The 17281-nt window shown below is 54.4% G+C and carries 15 protein-coding genes; 8 read left to right on the forward strand and 7 right to left on the reverse strand.

Translation table 11 applies throughout. From position 1 onward, the window contains the following. Positions 1-29 precede the first annotated feature (29 nt). Positions 30-530, reverse strand: coding sequence for a hypothetical protein (locus ACGS9J_RS01830; protein ID WP_442229381.1), 501 nt, complete (start codon positions 528-530; stop codon positions 30-32). A 432-nt stretch (positions 531-962) separates the two neighbouring features. On the opposite strand from ACGS9J_RS01830, the gene ACGS9J_RS01835 reads away from it, so the two are divergent. After that, positions 963-2804, forward strand: a complete 1842-nt coding sequence (locus ACGS9J_RS01835; RefSeq protein WP_442229382.1) for an exopolysaccharide biosynthesis protein — start codon at positions 963-965, stop codon at positions 2802-2804. A 125-nt stretch (positions 2805-2929) separates the two neighbouring features. On the opposite strand, the gene cutC is transcribed toward ACGS9J_RS01835, so the two are convergent. Further along, complete coding sequence (gene cutC, locus ACGS9J_RS01840) at positions 2930-3688, reverse strand: copper homeostasis protein CutC (protein ID WP_442229383.1); 759 nt, start codon at positions 3686-3688, stop codon at positions 2930-2932. A gap of 100 nt (positions 3689-3788) precedes the next feature. Here cutC and ACGS9J_RS01845 point away from each other — a divergent pair, with 100 nt between their 5' ends. Then, entirely contained in the window at positions 3789-4934 is a 1146-nt protein-coding gene (locus tag ACGS9J_RS01845) for a MalY/PatB family protein (RefSeq protein ID WP_442229384.1), read from the forward strand. Between the two features lie 2 nt (positions 4935-4936). Here the strand turns inward: ACGS9J_RS01845 and ACGS9J_RS01850 are convergent, their stop codons facing one another. Further along, positions 4937-5500, reverse strand: a complete 564-nt coding sequence (locus ACGS9J_RS01850) for a VOC family protein (protein WP_442229385.1) — start codon at positions 5498-5500, stop codon at positions 4937-4939. Between the two features lie 909 nt (positions 5501-6409). On the opposite strand from ACGS9J_RS01850, the gene argS reads away from it, so the two are divergent. Then, complete coding sequence (gene argS / locus ACGS9J_RS01855) at positions 6410-8140, forward strand: arginine--tRNA ligase (RefSeq protein WP_442229386.1); 1731 nt, start codon at positions 6410-6412, stop codon at positions 8138-8140. A 223-nt stretch (positions 8141-8363) separates the two neighbouring features. Here the strand turns inward: argS and murJ are convergent, their stop codons facing one another. The 4 genes from murJ to rimJ all read right to left on the reverse strand — a co-directional run bounded on the left by murJ (position 8364) and on the right by rimJ (position 12173). Continuing rightward, entirely contained in the window at positions 8364-9899 is a 1536-nt protein-coding gene (murJ, locus tag ACGS9J_RS01860; RefSeq protein WP_442229387.1) for a murein biosynthesis integral membrane protein MurJ, read from the reverse strand. Between the two features lie 122 nt (positions 9900-10021). Next, positions 10022-10942, reverse strand: a complete 921-nt coding sequence (locus ACGS9J_RS01865) for a Gfo/Idh/MocA family protein (RefSeq protein ID WP_442229388.1) — start codon at positions 10940-10942, stop codon at positions 10022-10024. Further along, positions 10935-11579, reverse strand: coding sequence for a YceH family protein (locus ACGS9J_RS01870; protein WP_442229389.1), 645 nt, complete (start codon positions 11577-11579; stop codon positions 10935-10937). Before ACGS9J_RS01870 ends, ACGS9J_RS01865 begins: the two co-directional genes overlap by 8 nt. Before the next feature lie 9 nt (positions 11580-11588). Next, the gene (gene rimJ / locus ACGS9J_RS01875) at positions 11589-12173 is read right to left on the reverse strand and encodes a ribosomal protein S5-alanine N-acetyltransferase (RefSeq protein WP_442229959.1); all 585 of its coding nucleotides are present in this window, start codon (positions 12171-12173) and stop codon (positions 11589-11591) included. Positions 12174-12518: 345 nt separating this feature from the next. Here rimJ and mdtH point away from each other — a divergent pair, with 345 nt between their 5' ends. The 5 genes from mdtH to ACGS9J_RS01900 all read left to right on the forward strand — a co-directional run bounded on the left by mdtH (position 12519) and on the right by ACGS9J_RS01900 (position 17222). Further along, entirely contained in the window at positions 12519-13724 is a 1206-nt protein-coding gene (gene mdtH / locus ACGS9J_RS01880; protein ID WP_442229390.1) for a multidrug efflux MFS transporter MdtH, read from the forward strand. An 86-nt stretch (positions 13725-13810) separates the two neighbouring features. After that, positions 13811-14059 (forward strand): hypothetical protein, encoded by a 249-nt coding sequence (locus tag ACGS9J_RS01885; RefSeq protein ID WP_442229391.1) that lies wholly within the window; start codon positions 13811-13813, stop codon positions 14057-14059. 129 nt (positions 14060-14188) lie between these two features. Continuing rightward, positions 14189-14836 (forward strand): glutaredoxin 2, encoded by a 648-nt coding sequence (gene grxB, locus ACGS9J_RS01890; RefSeq protein WP_442229392.1) that lies wholly within the window; start codon positions 14189-14191, stop codon positions 14834-14836. A 27-nt stretch (positions 14837-14863) separates the two neighbouring features. Further along, complete coding sequence (locus ACGS9J_RS01895) at positions 14864-16504, forward strand: ABC1 kinase family protein (RefSeq protein ID WP_442229393.1); 1641 nt, start codon at positions 14864-14866, stop codon at positions 16502-16504. A gap of 154 nt (positions 16505-16658) precedes the next feature. After that, complete coding sequence (locus tag ACGS9J_RS01900) at positions 16659-17222, forward strand: lipoprotein (protein ID WP_442229394.1); 564 nt, start codon at positions 16659-16661, stop codon at positions 17220-17222. The last annotated feature ends 59 nt before the right edge of the window (positions 17223-17281 follow it).

Below are 17281 nucleotides of genomic sequence, written 5' to 3' on the forward strand. Positions count from 1 at the left end.
GCGCCAAACGGGGTGATGACGTAGCCCCCTTATTTTCGCCAGGCCTCCAGCAGATCCTTTTCCAGCACGCCGCTGGATTGACATGCAAAAGGTTTAACTTTGTCATTGCCGTCCGGCGCGGTTAGCCCGGCAATCCCGTTGACCTGCACCATGACATTGCTCCCCTCCCCGGCGCGGTAAATCTGCACCAAAATTCGGTATTCCTCCGTCAGGTTTGATGGCCCGTCCTGGTCGGTGCAAACCAGAAATAGCCCCGCCAGTTCAGGCTCATGGCCTGTAGCCCCGATGACGCCCAGACGACTGTCCGTCAGTGTCGGGGTTATTCCTTTCGCGCTTAAAATAGCAAGGGTACGGGCGAACAGCTCATCCGGCTTTCGGTTTCCTATCAGGCTGACATCGGTGATCCCGGATGAACCTGATGCAGCAGCCCCCGTTGCTTCAGCAGGCTGATTGCCGGTTTTGGTCGGGCCATACACCGACACGCAGCCGGTCAACATCAGCAACGCAATAGCGGTTAGTCGTCTCATCATTCACCTGTAATACAAAGAGGCACAGGCGCTTAAACAGCATACCAGCGATAAAATAATCAGATAACGCATGCCACTCTCCTTAGCGGTAATAGGCTGTGACGCAGCCGGACAATGCAAGACAGGTCAGCAACAACAAAATCAAATAACACTTCATGACGCCTCCATAACCGTGAAAATCCCTGTGTTTTATCCAGCCCGATGAACTGGCTGACGACAGAGGTTATTGCACTTTCCACGGGCCTGTCATTGGGTGCCAGTCGTGTCAGCGCTGGCAGAACAAAACTTGCCTTTTACAAGCTATGTCATGCGTCATGTCCGTTAGCTTCAACATTCAGTGCCGGTTTGTTGTGCCATATCCCAGCGACACCGAACCGCTACATTGAAAATAGCCACCCACCTAGAATGGCGATGAACCTAACGAAGGAGAAAACCATGTCTATTTTACAAAACATCGATAGCATCAGTGCTTTGAGAACCTATGCGCCAACGGAAAGTAACCAGGTGATTTTTTTGGTTTCGCATCAAACAGGCAGCTATCAGGGGGGCGGAAAATTCTACTATGACTCGGCGGATAATAGCAGCGCAGACAATAATGGCACCGTGATTGTCACGGCTTCAGGTGCTCGTTGGAAGAGGTTCGATGAACAGATCACTTTCGATGATTTTGGTGCAGATCCTACTGGTATTTCATCATCAGACAATGCCATAGCTGCAGCCATTAACGAGGTCGCGTTGCGACAAAACAAAATCGTCTTTAGCAGTAATAACGCACGATATCTGCTTAACAGCGCCACACCGATTACCGTACCAGCCGGTGTTACTCTTAAAGGAAATCGCAGCGCAATGGCGCAGGGCCCTTCCAGCAACACGAATAATGGCCCTGCGCGAGCCAACCTTTCTGATGACAGCGCATTTATTATCCGCAAACCAGCAGGTATTATCTGTTTCAGTTGCGCCAGAGACGTAGTTTTTGACGGTTGGTCATTCTTGTACCCAGGGCAAAACTACGCTGCGGAAAATAACACGCAATTTATCCAATACGGTGCGACAATTTCTTCCACAGGCACCCTTTCGGTATCACATTGCCGCTATGTTGGTGCCTATGACTTCGTTAATGCCAAAGGTGAAGCAAACTATTTCGACAGCATTTACGGTTGGGCAGTTCGCTGTGACTATCGGGTTTATGAGAGTCGGGAAATAAACCGATTTACTAATGTTCATGTTAACGCCAACGTAGTGCGGCCGACCGAAAAAGCTGTCACGGCCTCGCTGACAGTAGAAGGTTCATGTGCTTTTAACCTAGATCGCCATGACAACACCTTTTTAACCAACGTTTTTTCCTATGGGAAAAAGATATTCCTCAAAACCACTACAGTGGGGACCAGCTACCTAGGAGGGATCAGTTTGTCCAACTTTATGGCAGATCGGAATGGCACCTGCCTGGACATTGACTCTGATTCAGCCGCCAATATACAGATTTCCAACGGTTCTTATATCAATGATTACGGCGATGTGGACGGTGGATTCCTGGTGCTGAAGAAATCTTCATCCATCAAAAATATCACGCCGATTCAAATCACCAATGTAGTTTTTTCGACTGCCAATAACCCCAAGGGTACACTTTCGGCGCAAGCCATTCGCTTTGTTACTGAAAGCGGCTATCAGTTGAGTTTCAGCAATACCTGTATGCCGTTGTGGACCGAAGGCAAGCTCAATAATGCCAGCGGATATAATCTGCTCAGGGGTGAGATCAGCATTGCTCAGCGCTGCTATCGGCTGACAGCACCACCATTGAACTACCTATCTAACGCCAGTATGGTCGATATAGATGCCAACGCTCAGCCAGTCAACTGGTCGATTGATGGGAACCTGACGGCAAATAGCAATCAGCTTACATCGACCGGCATTAACCCTGGATACAAAGGTATTCTGCAGCGGGTTCATCGGAGTATCGGCCCCAGAACATTTTGGGCCGTCGCCTCATCGATTGGTGACCCTAATGCTAGCGCCCCTCCAGGAACACCTGTTCCAAATATTTCAACGGGGATTTGGGCCCGAGGTTTTAACGATGGCTATACCGATCTTATTGAAAGTGGGACGGTACCTTGGGTGCAGATAGGCAGCCTGTTCTATGCCCAGTTCCCTATGAGTAACACCCGGACAATTCACGATATCCTGGTCAATCCCGGCTCTAACGGTAATGTGGTCCAGATTATCGCCTGCGGCATTAGTCCTGGACAAATTTTCGATTTTAGCTCTCTGTCACTACGCTGAAGGACCTAAAAAAGCCCCGACAAAACGTCGGGGCTCGATACAAACATGACAACTTGGGAGCTGATTTTAAGCCAAGTAGCCTTTCAACCTGGAACTGATCGTCTGAACACGGTTACGTGGGGTGTTTAGGCACTTTGCGCCAGGGGATCAACCAGCGCCAGCGAGTTTTTCATCGCCTCTACCATGTCGCCATCCACGCAATAATGGCTGAACTCGTCAAACTCGCTGTCTGAACACATGGTTACCCCGGCTTTGCGATAGCGCATGGTCGAAGGTACCGCATGACCGGATGAGCTATGCAGTTCCTGAATACCGATATCGACAAATTTGTACAGGTTGCTGAGCCGCACGCCGGCGCCGGCCATAATCACCGGCCCCTGACTGGCCTGTACCAGGTCACGCAACAGCGGTAACCCCAGCTCCGCATTTTGCTGCTGGCCGGAGGTCAGTATCCGCGCCACGCCCAGTTGCGTCAGTTGTTCGAGCGCTATCATCGGATTTTGGCACATGTCGAAAGCGCGATGGAAAGTCACCGCCATATTGCCGCTCAAGCGCATCACTTCACGCATGCGCGGCAGATCGATATGCCCCTCTTCATCCAGCATACCCACCACCACGCCAGCGAAACCCATATCGCGGATCTGAGCAATATCATGCTTGATCACGTCAAAATCTACCGCGCCGTAACAAAAATCCCCTCCACGCGGGCGCACAATAGGATGCACCGGCACGCCGATCCTGTCGCGTGCCAGGCGCAATGAGCCGAAGCTCGGTGTCAAACCGCCTTCGCTTTGGCTGGCACATAACTCTATGCGATCGGCTCCTGCCCGCTCGGCCGTCAGCGCGCAATCGACGCTATAGCAGCAAACTTCCAGTTTAATCATTGTCACCCCCAGATGGCGGCTAACCTGCGACGGCCATTGTTAATTTTTCAATTTCTCACGTAGGCTCATATTAACCATAAGCCAGCTCAGGGTAGTAACTATGGCATTCAATTTTGATCTATGGGTAGACCGCAGTCACAGTGACAGCGTTAAGTGGGATAAATATCGCGACCGCGACATTATACCGCTGTGGGTCGCCGATACCGACTTCCCCTCGCCGCCGGCTATTATCGACGCATTACAGCAACGCGTGGCCCATGCGGTGTTCGGCTACGGTCATCCTTCCCCTGAGCTTATTGAGGTTTTTACCCGCCGTATGCTAGAGCGCTACGGTTGGCGTATCCATCCCGAATGGCTGATTTTCCTGCCTGGTTTGGTTTGCGGCCTTAATTTATGCGTGCGCGCTTTTACCGCTGAGGGGGAAGGCACTCTGGCGCCTTCGCTAATCTACCCGCCGTTTCGTAAAGCGGCGAAATTCGCCGGGCGCTCGCAGTTGCCGGTGCCGTTAACGCTGCACGACCAGCGCTGGCTATTGGATTTCAGTACTATCGAAGGGGCGCTCAATGGCACAGAGAAATTACTGATGCTGTGCAACCCACAAAATCCGGGTGGCACCGTCTATCGCAGGCAGGAGCTTTTGCAACAGCATGAGTTCGCTAAAGCCCATGATTTAATTGTCTGTTCAGATGAAATACATTGCGATCTGTTGCTCGAACCGGACAGTGTTCATATCCCCTTTGCCACTCTGAATGAAGATGCCGCCCAGCGTAGCGTCACACTGATGTCACCGTCGAAAACCTTCAATATTGCCGGTCTTGGCGCCTCAATGGCGATAATTCCCAACCCTGACTTGCGGCGAAAACTGGCCCGTGCGCGCAGTGGCATTGTGCCGGAGGTCGACGTACTGGCCCTGGTTGCCGCACAGGCCGCCTATCAACACGGGCAAGCGTGGTTGGACGCGCTGCTGGGTTATCTGCGCGCCAACCGCGATTTGGTGACCGAGCGTATTAATGCCATGCCCGGCCTGCTGCTGCCCCCCATCGAAGCCACCTATCTGGCCTGGATAGACTGCAGCCAACTGCCGGTTGATAACCCGCACGCGTTCTTTGAACAGGCCGGTGTAGGATTAAGCCCGGGCCTGGACTTCGGCAACCGGCGCTTTGTCCGGTTGAATTTTGGTTGTCGGCGCGAACTGCTCAACCAGGCGTTGGATCGCATGCTGCAGGCCACTCGCGCGCTGCAGTAACATTAGCCCTGTTCGCTGGCGACAACTTCCCTGATGGAATAAGGATGAAACTTAATCGTCACGGTGCCGTCGGTGATCGCCAATGTCGGGTTCGGCAAACGTTCACCTTCCCCCTGCGGGGAGCTTTGTTTCAGTTTGATCCCCGGTGCCAGCAGTGCTTCATCCGGCAGATGGGACAGCGCACGCGCGTACAGCGTGGCCGGGTCGCCACTAAGCACCAGTTCCACGTGTTCCCAACCTTCGTGCGGATAGCGTTTGTTGCCGGGATAAGGCAGCTCCACGCAGTCGATCAACCAGGGTCCTAGCTTAAGCGGTTGCTGGAGATCAAACAGGCAAATCGGACGGCCATTAATTATTGCCTCCGATAGCAGCGAGCCACACTGCTGCAGCCCCTGTCGCCAGCGGTCTGCCGTTGCGTTTTGATGGCAACGCAACGAGATGTGATCGGCGGTGAACTGGGACAGATCCAGATGCAGCTTGTCAGCAAACCGGCTCAGCGCCTGTTCAAAGCGCGGCAGATCCAGCGCTAAATCGTTAAGTTCGGCAATGGCCGGAAAGGTCGTCATGGGATCCTCGACGCAGAGAAAGCAGTTTTCAGGAGGAGTAATTTACACGTCTGGGACGCAGCTAGCCACATACCCGTGGCGGCAAACTGCCATTTTTAACGGAAGATGCTATTTCAGGTGAAGTTTAGGGTTCAGAAGCCCCTAAAAGCACAAAAATATAATTTTCTCATTTCCTATTACAACCGGGGATGACATCCCCCATCGCAATTTCAGATAATGGCTATGGCATAAGTTTATAGCTTTTTCTTATGACCTGAACGGTGAGGATATTACTAACTTATTAAGCCTGATAATTCGCGTAATCTGGCGTTCAAAAATGCTTAATAAATAGGTAACTCGCGTGTAGCAAAAAGCCAATGGTAAATTCAATGGAATTAGGATTAAAAATTCAATACCCTGTTTTTTATTGGTTTATTTTGCATATAGCATGAGAATCTTCCTAAACGGGACGTCCGCAATTGCTTGAAAATATCAATTGAGCTACTTTAGTGAAAATCGAGCCAGAGATAATCAATCATGTTTCTTTTAATAGTTTCCTTGTTACTGGTCGTTATTGCCGCTTACGCGATATTTCGCCACTTCAAATCACGCCGCAATAGCACGCTGGATTCCGGTCGTAGAAACAAAAAACACTAGTTCTGTCATTTCATTTTTTCACGGATATATTCTTTTGCTCACCCGTTTCCTTTCGCTCCACCTTCAACAACATTTGCGCTTTGTGGACCCGATATTACCCCACTGCAACTTTCACCTTATCCCCCGCGCCAACTGCTGACGTAACCCATCAGATCGGTTACAATTACAGGCTGTTTTGTGGTGGGCCGCCGTCTCGACGCGCAGCCAAAAAACCACCTTTGAATCCCACAGGGGCATGGCATACGGCCCCTCGTTCGTCATTAAGGTAACCCGGTGAATATTCAGGTTCTTCTTTCAGATAAAGTCAGCCAGGCGCTGATTGCCGCAGGCGCGCCAGCCGATTGCGAAGCGCAGGTCCGTCAGTCCGCCAAAGCACAATTTGGCGACTATCAGGCCAATGGCGTGATGTCCGTCGCCAAGAAACTCGGCATGCCGCCACGCCAGTTGGCGGAAAAAGTGGTGCAACTGCTTGATCTCGGCGACGTCGCCAGCAAAGTGGAAATTGCCGGTCCCGGTTTTATCAATATCTTCCTGAACAGCGCCTGGGTCGCACAGCAAACCGATTTGGTGCTCAGCGCGCCAAAACTGGGCATTGCGCCAGTCGAACCGCAAACCATCGTCATTGACTACTCTGCGCCCAACGTGGCAAAAGAAATGCACGTCGGCCACCTGCGCTCCACCATTATCGGTGACGCCGCCGCCCGCACTCAGGAGTTCCTCGGTCATAAAGTGATCCGCGCCAACCACGTGGGTGACTGGGGCACCCAGTTCGGCATGCTGATTGCCTATCTGGAAAAAATGCAGAACGAAAACGCCAGCGATATGGGCCTGTCCGATCTGGAACAGTTCTATCGTGAAGCAAAGAAACACTATGACGAAGACGCCGAGTTCGCAGAGCGCGCCCGCGCCTATGTGGTGAAACTGCAAGGCGGCGATCAATACTGTCTGAAGATGTGGCGCAAGCTGGTCGACATCACCATGGCGCAAAATCAGCTGACCTATAACCGTCTGAACGTCACCCTGACCGAAGACGACGTGATGGGCGAAAGCCTGTACAACGCGATGCTGCCGGGCATCGTTGCCGATCTCAAGGCCAAAGGTCTGGCGGTGGAAAGCGAAGGCGCTACCGTGGTCTTCCTCGACGAATACAAGAATAAAGACGGCGACCCTATGGGCGTCATCATCCAGAAGAAGGATGGCGGCTACCTGTACACCACCACCGACATCGCCTGCGCAAAATACCGTTACGAAACGCTGGGTGCCGACCGCGTGCTCTATTACATCGACTCGCGCCAGCATCAGCATTTGATGCAAGCCTGGACCATCGTGCGTAAAGCCGGTTATATCCCGGACACCCTCTCGCTGGAACACCACATGTTCGGCATGATGCTGGGCAAAGATGGCAAGCCGTTTAAAACCCGCTCGGGCGGCACGGTGAAACTGTCCGATCTGCTGGATGAAGCGGTCGATCGCGCCGGTAAACTGATCGCCGAGAAAAACCCGGACATGCCGGCGGAAGAGATGCAGAACCTGGCCAATGCTGTGGGCATCGGTGCGGTTAAATACGCCGATCTGTCAAAAAGCCGCACCACCGACTATATCTTCGACTGGGACAACATGCTGGCGTTTGAGGGCAATACCGCGCCTTATATGCAGTATGCCTATACCCGTGTGGCTTCCGTATTCAAACGTGCCGGTGTCGACGAAAGTAATCTGACCCTGCCGCTGGTGATGACCGAAGAGCGCGAAATTGCGCTGGCAACCCGCCTGCTGCAGTTTGAAGAAGTGATCACCACCGTGGCGCGCGAAGGCACTCCGCACGTGATGTGTAGCTACCTGTACGACCTCGCGGGCCTGTTCTCCGGCTTCTACGAGCACTGTCAGATCCTCAATGCAGACAGCGAAGAAGCGCGTCAAAGCCGCCTGAAGTTGGCGTTGCTGACGGCTAAAACGCTGAAAATCGGTCTGGATACTCTGGGTATCGAAACCGTCGAACGTATGTAAGCCACCCGTGCTGAATACGAGAAAGGGTCGCCGAGGCGACCCTTCAGATTGCTGACAAAGTCCTTTGCGGTTAAAAGTCCCGATCTGAGGGTTAATAAAAACAAAGGATGATATCTTTTGATTTACCCCAAACATCCGAAAACCACGTTTTTCGGGTGTTTGTCATCAGACTAAAGGGTCGCCGAGGCGACCCTTTTTACGTTCTGAAAGTGGGATAGCCCAGTTACGCCACCCGCCGGGCAAAATCGCGCGGACGGAAGCCCAGCCCCGCCAATACGCCGAAGTAAGCCACAACCCCCGCGACCACGACCACCGCCAAACGCAGCAGGCGTGCCAGCATATTGCCCTGATCCCAGGCCGGCATCAGCCACAACACGCCGACCAACACCACCGACATCACGAGCACCGCAATCACCAGCTTGGTCAGGAACATCGCCCAACCCGGCTGCGGATGGAAAATCTTCTGTTTACGCAACTGCCAGTACAGCAGCGAGGCGTTAAGACAGGCTCCCAGACCAATCGACAGCGAAAGCCCGGCATGCTTTAACGGGCCGATAAACATCAGGTTCATTACCTGAGTCAAAATCAACGTGATAATGGCGATTTTAACCGGCGTCTTGATGTCCTGACGCGAATAAAACCCTGGCGCCAAGACCTTCACGACGATCAACCCCATCAGCCCCACCGAGTAAGCCACCAGCGCGCGCTGAGTCATGGCGGCGTCGAAAGCGCTGAACTTGCCGTATTGGAACAAAGAGACGGTCAGCGGCTTGGCCAAAATACCCAGGGCAATGGCGCTCGGCAACGCCAGCAGGAAGCACAGGCGCAGCCCCCAATCCATCAAGCGCGAATACTCATCGTGGTTGCCACTGGAAAAACTTTTCGCCAACGACGGCAACAAAATGGTGCCCAACGCCACGCCCAGCACGCCGGAGGGAAACTCCATCAGACGGTCGGCATAGTACATCCAGGACACCGACCCCGAGACCAGGAAAGAGGCGAAAATGGTATTGATAATCAGCGAGATCTGGCTGACCGATACGCCAAAAATCGCCGGCCCCATCTGACGCATCACGCGCCACACGCCGGCGTCGCCAAGCTTGAGACGCGGCAGTACCAGCATGCCGATCTTCTTCAGGTGCGGGAGTTGATAACCCAGCTGCAGCACGCCGCCCACCACCACCGCCCAGGCCAGTGCCATCACCGGTGGATTGAAGTAAGGCGCGGCAAACAGCGCAAAACCGATCATGCTGACGTTGAGCAGCGTCGGCGCAAACGCCGGGATTGAAAAACGGTTCCAGGTATTGAGGATTGACCCGACCAATGAGGCCAGCGAAATCAACAGAATATAAGGAAAGGTGACCCGCAGCAGTGACGAAGTCAGGGCGAATTTGTCCGGTGAATCGACAAAGCCCGGCGCGGTAATGTAAATCACCCACGGGGCCGCGAGCATCCCCAACACCGTCACCACGGCCAACACCAGCGTCAACAGTCCGGAAACATAAGCAATAAAGGTGCGCGTCGCCTCTTCGCCCTGCTGGCTTTTGTATTCGGCCAGGATCGGCACAAAGGCCTGCGAAAAAGCCCCCTCGGCGAAGATGCGCCGCAGCAGGTTAGGAAGCTTGAACGCCACGAAGAAGGCATCCGTTGCCATGCCGGCACCAAATACCCGCGCCACGATGGCGTCACGGGCAAAGCCCAGCACCCGTGAAAACATCGTCATAGAGCTGACGGCTGCCAGTGATTTAAGTAGGTTCATGTGGTTTTTCTGATGTGCCCTGTAAATGTCGACGCCTGCATCAGCAGGCGTCAGTAAAACTATCGGCTAAGTTTACCCATACGTCGCAGAATAGCTACTCTCATATGTTACATGGAGTTATCTTACAAATTAGCGTCTCGCAACAGGCGTTCAATCACCCGTTGGGCGGCGATCGCCTGCTCACCGGCGGTTTCCGGCACAGTCTGATTGCTGACGGAGGCAAGGAAATGGCGGACCGCCCCGTCAAAACCGCGCTGCGCCAGCGTGGTCTGCCAGCCTGGCGCCGGTTGTTCCAGCACGCCCTGGGGATCTTCCCGCAGCCACTGACGCATATCGTTCAACTGATATACCGCGCCGTCCGTCACCGCCTGCACGCTTTCGCGCTGACTGCCTGCCCGGCGGTGCATGCTGGTGGTCACCTGCGTTTCTCCGCATTCAAAATGATGTTCGGCATAAACCAATTCACCGACTTCATTGGTGCGCAGGCAGCCACTGAGCAATGATCCGGCGTCCCCACCCAGCCACAGTGCGGTATCGATCACGTGCAGATAATCGTCCAACAGTGTAAAGCGCGCACTGTTTGGCCCGACGCTGTCGGCACGATGTTTATCCATGCGAATCGATGCCGGCTGATTCATCTCTTGCTTTAACTGACGATACAGCGGGGCAAAACGGCGGTTAAACCCGACCATCAGCGCTTTCCCCTGTTTTTCAGCCAGCGCGATCAACTGTTCGCCCTGTTCCACGGTTTCCGCCAGAGGCTTATCGACATAAACGTGGACGCCGTGACGCAGCAGTTCCCCGATCACCTGAAAATGGCTGGCGGTGCTGCTGTGAACAAACACCGCATCGCACTGCTGTGCCAGACTGTCGAGCCCAGTAAAACAGGCCATGCGATAACTGTCGCAAATCGGCTGCGCCTTCTGCTGATTAGGCGAGAAACCGCCGACCAACGTCCAGTCTGCCGCCTGACTGAGGATCGGCAGATACGCTTTTTGCGCGATGCCGCCCAACCCCACCACGCCAACGCGTAATTTACTCATGCGACTCTCGCTCCAATAACGCCTGCACTTGCTGTTTAAGCTGCGCCACTTCGTTTTCCAGCGTACTCACTCGCTCGTGTAAATCGCCGTCACTGGCCGGTAATGCATCCGCGGGCGCCTCATCAATCTGGCCGCTGAACAAATGCATAAACCGGCTTTCACGTTTGCCCGGCTCCCGCGCCAGACGCACCACAAAGGGGCCATCTTCCCGCGCGCTCAATTGCGCCAGCACCTGCTCCACTTCGGTGACATCATTAAATTCATGCATGCGGTTGGTACGAGTGCGCAGTTCACCGGGTGTTTGTGCGCCACGCAGCAGTAAAGTGGCGATTACCGCCAATTCAGCAGCGCTCAGCTTGAGCTGACCAAACTCCGAATTGCAAAAACGTTGTTCATATTTGACCACCCGGTTGCCGAAGCCGCTCAGGGTGCGCAGGAAGTGTTTCTTTAACAGCAGGTCGAGAATTTGCTGAACTTCATTTTCCGCCAGATCCATCACCGGTTCACGGTTGGTTTTCTGGTTACAGGCCATAGTGATGCCATTGAGGGAAAGCGGATATTGATCCGGGGTGGTCACCTGCTTTTCCAGCAGGCAGCCAATCACCCTGGCTTCTTTGGCGCTTAATTCGTATTTCATTATTTTGCCTCAGCGTGGCGGTAGCCATTCTTTATTGGTTAAAGCCGTCAGTACGTGATCCTGCCACTGCCCGTTGATCAGCAGATAGTCCTTGGCATAACCTTCACGTTCAAATCCCAGGCGGGTCAGCAATGCGCCGCTGCGCTGATTGTGCGGCATATAGTTGGCCATGATGCGGTGCATGCGCTGCTGGCGCAGCATATAACGGATGGCGGACTGCAGCGCTTCATACATCAGCCCTTGCCCCTGCCATTTTTCGGCCAACGAATAGCCGAGGAAACAGGCATGGAATGAACCGCGCAACACGTTGCTGAAATTCGCCACGCCCCGCACTTCATTTTCTTCCGGATCGAGCAGGATAAAATAGTAGGCGCTGCCCTGCTTTTGCATTTCGGTGATCATTCCCAGCCGCGCCTGCCAACCGGAAGGATAACAGTGGCTTTCATCCCGTACCGGCTCCCAGGGCTTAAGGAAGCTTCGGTTTTCGGCATAGTATTCCGCCAGCCGGTAGGCATCGCGTTCATTAACTAAACGGACAACCAGCCGATCGGTAGTAAGGCGTACTTTTGGTGATGCAGAGCGGTAGCCAAACATCATTTCCCCCGCGGTCAGAACGGTTCGATAAGAAGTATTTATTGGGCGCACGTCCGGATAATAATCCGGCGACGAACCTATTCTGGGCCATTATTTGTCAACTACCGGCGCAGAACCGCACTTACCCTCATTTAATATAACCGCAGCCTGCCCCGGAGGTAAAATCCCGGCAGCTCAGTAAATAAGCGATTAGTCATTTTACGGCTATTTTCGTGCGGTTTTGCCGCGCAGGTAACGTATTGACGATAAAAAAATATTATCTACCCCGCCCCTATCGGCCATCCGGGATTGGGTACAAACTAGAGCGGTCACACTCCTCTCCCTCTTAATTGCTCGTGGTGAAGCATGTCTCTGGTATCGCAAGCTCGGAGCTTGGGTAAATATTTTCTATTACTCGATAATCTGTTAGTGGTTTTAGGCTTTTTTGTGGTCTTTCCGCTTATTTCGATTCGCTTTGTCGATCAGCTCGGCTGGGCAGCCGTCGTGGTCGGCGCGGCGTTGGGTTTGCGGCAGTTAATTCAGCAAGGCCTGGGGATCTTCGGGGGCGCGATAGCTGACCGGTTCGGTGCCAAACCGATGATTGTCACCGGCATGCTGATGCGCGCAGCCGGCTTCGCCACCATGGCAATGGCCGACCAACCCTGGATGCTGTGGTTCTCCTGTGCCCTTTCTGCCCTCGGCGGCACGCTGTTTGATCCGCCACGTACCGCGCTGGTGATTAAACTCACTCGCCCGCATGAGCGTGGCCGCTTTTACTCCCTGCTGATGATGCAAGACAGCGCCGGTGCTGTTATCGGTGCCCTGATCGGCAGTTGGCTACTGCAATATGATTTCCACTTTGTCTGCTGGGTCGGCGCGGGCATTTTCGTGTTGGCGGCGGGTTGGAACGCCTGGCTGCTGCCGGCATACCGCATTTCTACCGTGCGTGCTCCGATGAAAGAAGGCATGATGCGCGTCCTGCGCGATCGCCGTTTCCTGACCTACGTGCTGACCCTGACCGGTTACTACATGCTGTCGGTACAGGTCATGCTGATGCTGCCGATCGTCGTCAATGAAATCGCCGGATCACCGACGGCGGTAAAATGGATGTATGCGATCGAGGCGGCATTGTCGCTGTCGTTGCTCTACCCACTGGCGCGCTGGAGCGAAAAACGCTTTCGCCTGGAACAACGCCTGATGGCCGGTCTGCTGCTGATGACCCTCAGCCTGATCCCGGTTGGCCTGGCCACCAGCCTGCAGGGCGTTTTTAGCCTGATTTGCTGTTTCTATCTCGGCTCAATCATCGCCGAACCGGCGCGAGAAACCCTCAGCGCTTCACTGGCAGATCCGCGCGCGCGCGGCAGTTATATGGGATTCAGCCGCCTGGGCCTGGCGCTGGGCGGCGCGCTGGGCTATACCGGCGGTGGCTGGATGTACGATACCGGTCATGCGCTGGGCATGCCTGAACTGCCCTGGATACTGCTCGGCATCGTGGGCTTGATTACCCTGTTCGCCCTTTATTGGCAGTTCAATCCGCGCAGCGCCATCCCGGAGGTTCTGCCCGGTGGCTGAGATTTTTCTCTAAGTTGCCAGAAAATCAGCCGAATTTCCCACAGCTGCTATCCTGATAGTAAAAACATAAACGGGAGAAGTTGGCGATGAGTGACGAAGACAAATTACCGCAACTGTTGGAACACATGGTACTGAACCTGCGCATGATCTATGCGCGGTCAACATTGGTAGAAAAAGCGCTGGCCCATATCATTGCTGACAATGCTACGCTGAAGAGTGACATCATCAAACAGCTGCAGATAGTCAACGCCACCAACGACCGCGATAAAATCGATCTTGAAGAAGCGCGCATCCATTTGATAGAAGTGATCAATTCCGTACCGACCAAAAAGTAACCCCAGCTTCGGCCCGCGCAACAGGCGCGGGCAATACAACAATAACGCACCTTCCAACAAGAACTTTTCGCGACAGCCTCAGTATGCTGTGATAACTATTGCTGTTAAAACCTGACAACCGGAGCAAGCATGAAACTGTTTATCTACGATCATTGCCCATTCTGCGTTAAAGCCCGCATGATTTTCGGCCTTAAAAACCTGCCCGTCCGCCTGGTCACCCTGCTCAACGATGATGAAGCGACGCCTGTCGGCATGATTGGCAAAAAAATGGCCCCGATCCTGCAAAAGGATGACGGCAGCTATCTCCCGGAAAGCATGGATATCGTGCATTACATCGATAACCTCGACGGCAAGCCGCTGCTGACCGGTAAAACCCGTCCGGCAATCGCCGACTGGCTGCAGCAGGTCGGCAGTTACAGCCTCTACTTACTGCTGCCGCGCTTTGCCAATGCCGACTTCGAAGAGTTCGCCACTGACAGTGCACGCCAGTACTTCATCGACAAAAAACAGGCTTCAATCGGCGATTTTTCCGCACGCCTGGCCGACAGTGCCGATCTGATTGCCCAACTGGAAACCGATCTGCAGGCGCTTTCCGGCCTGATCGTGTCTCCTGATGCGGTGAATGGCACGCTGTCGGAAGATGATATTCATCTGTTCCCCCTGTTGCGTTCACTGTCGATCGTCGCCGGACTCACGCTGCCGGATAACGTGGAAGCCTATCGCAACCGTATGGCGCAACGCAGTGATATTCCGCTGCTGTTCGATATGGAACAGTGACCCTCGCAATAAGGATATAGCGCGCAAATGTTGAAAATGGTGTTGGTCACCGCCCGCGATCGGGCACGGTTGAAAGAAATTTCCACGGTGCTGATCCGCTATGGGCTACAGGATGTGATCCGCCTGCTGGGCCTGAGTAGCCTGCTTAGTGGCGGTGACAGCGGCGGTGAGCAGCAAGACGGCCAAACAATGCCGCAGCGCCTGCGTGCTGCGCTGGAAGCCTTGGGGCCGACCTTTGTCAAATTCGGCCAGATCCTGGCGACCCGCTCAGATCTGTTGGACTCAAGCTGGACCGACGAACTGGATCGCCTGCACAGCCAGGCCAGCACCCTGTCGTGGGAGCAACTGGCGCCGCAGATCACGGCGGATTTGGGCGGTGACCCGCACAGCCTGTTCGCCGAGTTTGATCAAACGCCCCTGGCCGCCGCATCGATGGCGCAGATTTATCGCGCCCGCTTGCACAGTGGTGAAGCGGTAGTGGTCAAGGTATTGCGCCCCGGCCTGGCGAAAACCATTCAAGCCGATCTGCGCCTGCTGACCTATCTGGCGGAAACCGTGGAGCAGCAGAGTCCGGCACTGGCCCGTTATCGTCCGCGGCAGATGGTGAGAGCGCTGGCGACCGCGCTTAATCATGAACTGGATCTAACTCACGAAGGCAATAACTGTGAGCGGGTCGCCCAGCAGTTTGTTCAGCAGCCCGACGTAGTGATCCCCAAAATTTACTGGCAGTGGTCGTCCCAACGTTTGCTGGTGCAGGAGTTTCTGCCCGGCATCGCGCCGGAAAATCCTCAGCAATTGGCGGCGGCCGGTTTTGATGGCCCATTACTCGCACAGCGCGGCGCACAAGCCTTTATGAAAATGGTGCTGGAGCACCGTCTTTATCATGCCGATCCGCACCCCGGCAACGTGATGGCGCTGGCGGATAATCGCGTCGGCTTTATCGATTTCGGCATGGTCGGCCAGCTTTCCGAACGGCGACGCAATCAGTTGCTGCTGTTACTGCAAGCCATCGCCGAGCGGGAATCCAGCGGTATCGTTAATACCTTGATCGCCTGGTCTGACAGCGATCCTTTGGATCTGCTGGATCTGGAACTGGCGGCGCAAAACTTCCTCGACAAGCAAGCCTCCGCCACTCTCACTCTGGGCAAGGCGCTGACCGACCTGTTGGTGATGGCGCGTGAGCATCAGCTGGCGCTGCCGCCGGATCTGGTGTTGCTGTTCAAAGCGTTAATCACCGCCGATGGCGTGTTGCACCGGCTCGATCCCCATTTCGATATCATCGCCACCCTGAAACCGATGCTGCAACAGGTGATGTTACAGCGTTACACCCCTGAGGCCGTGCGTCGACGCATGCTGGCGCTGGGGGGTGAGGCACTGGACGCGGGTGAAGAGCTGCCGCAAGCCCTGCGCCTGTTAATGCGTCGGCTGAAAGGCGGGAAAATCAGCGCCGATATCAACCTCAAAAACATCGATCAGTTGAGCAAGGCGCTGGAACGGGCCGCCGTCACCTTGGCCATTGCCATTGTCACCGCCGCCTTCACGCTGGGTCTGGCCCCCTATCTGATGCATTCCTCGCTGCGGTTGTGGGGTATTCCTCTGTTTCCTGCGCTGGGCGCGCTGGCCTGCCTGGGCGGAGTCCTGTTGCTGGTGCTGCGTCTGCGACGCTGAACAGTTTCAGCGTTATCCGATAGGTGCCGGGGCATTTCACGCGCACTATCACCCTGTTCGCTGACAACAACGGTTCCCTTCGCGGACAGCGAGTGTTTATAATGATAAATCAATTATCTGCAGCATTTTCGTTGGCAGTAGCTATGAGGCACAAATGAAAAAGATCCTGATGGGCGCAGCCGCCCTGCTGTTCGCCGGCGTATTGGTCGGCTGCAATCAGCTGACCCAATACACGCTTAGCGAGCAGGAAGTGAATGATTACCTGCAAAAGCACAACGATTACCAGAAACAGATCGGCGTGCCGGGGCTGCTGGACGCCAATATCGTGCTGACTCAGTTACAGAGCCAAATTGGTCGCAGCGAACCGGGCAAGGTGACCCTTTCCGGCGACGCGAAAGTGAACATCACCTCGATCCTCGGTCCGCAGACGGCAGATCTGAAACTGACGCTGAAGGCACAACCGGTGTATGACCGTGAGCAAGGTGCGGTATTCCTCAAGGACATGGAATTGACCGACTACAGCGTGCAACCAGAGAAAATGCAGACGGTGATGAAGGCCCTGACGCCTTACCTGAATCAGTCGCTGAAATCCTACTTCGATCAAAAACCGGCCTATGTGCTGAACCCGGATAACAGTAAAACGGAAGCCATGGCCAAGAAACTGGCCAAAGGGCTGGAAGTGAAGCCAGGCGAGCTGGTTATTCCATTTACTGACTGAGCTCGGCGTTAAAAAGCAAAAAGCCCGCTGATAAGGCGGGCTTGATATTTTCAGGCGGT

This window comes from Serratia quinivorans (genome assembly GCF_052113645.1).
GTDB classification, from domain to species: domain Bacteria; phylum Pseudomonadota; class Gammaproteobacteria; order Enterobacterales; family Enterobacteriaceae; genus Serratia; species Serratia quinivorans_B.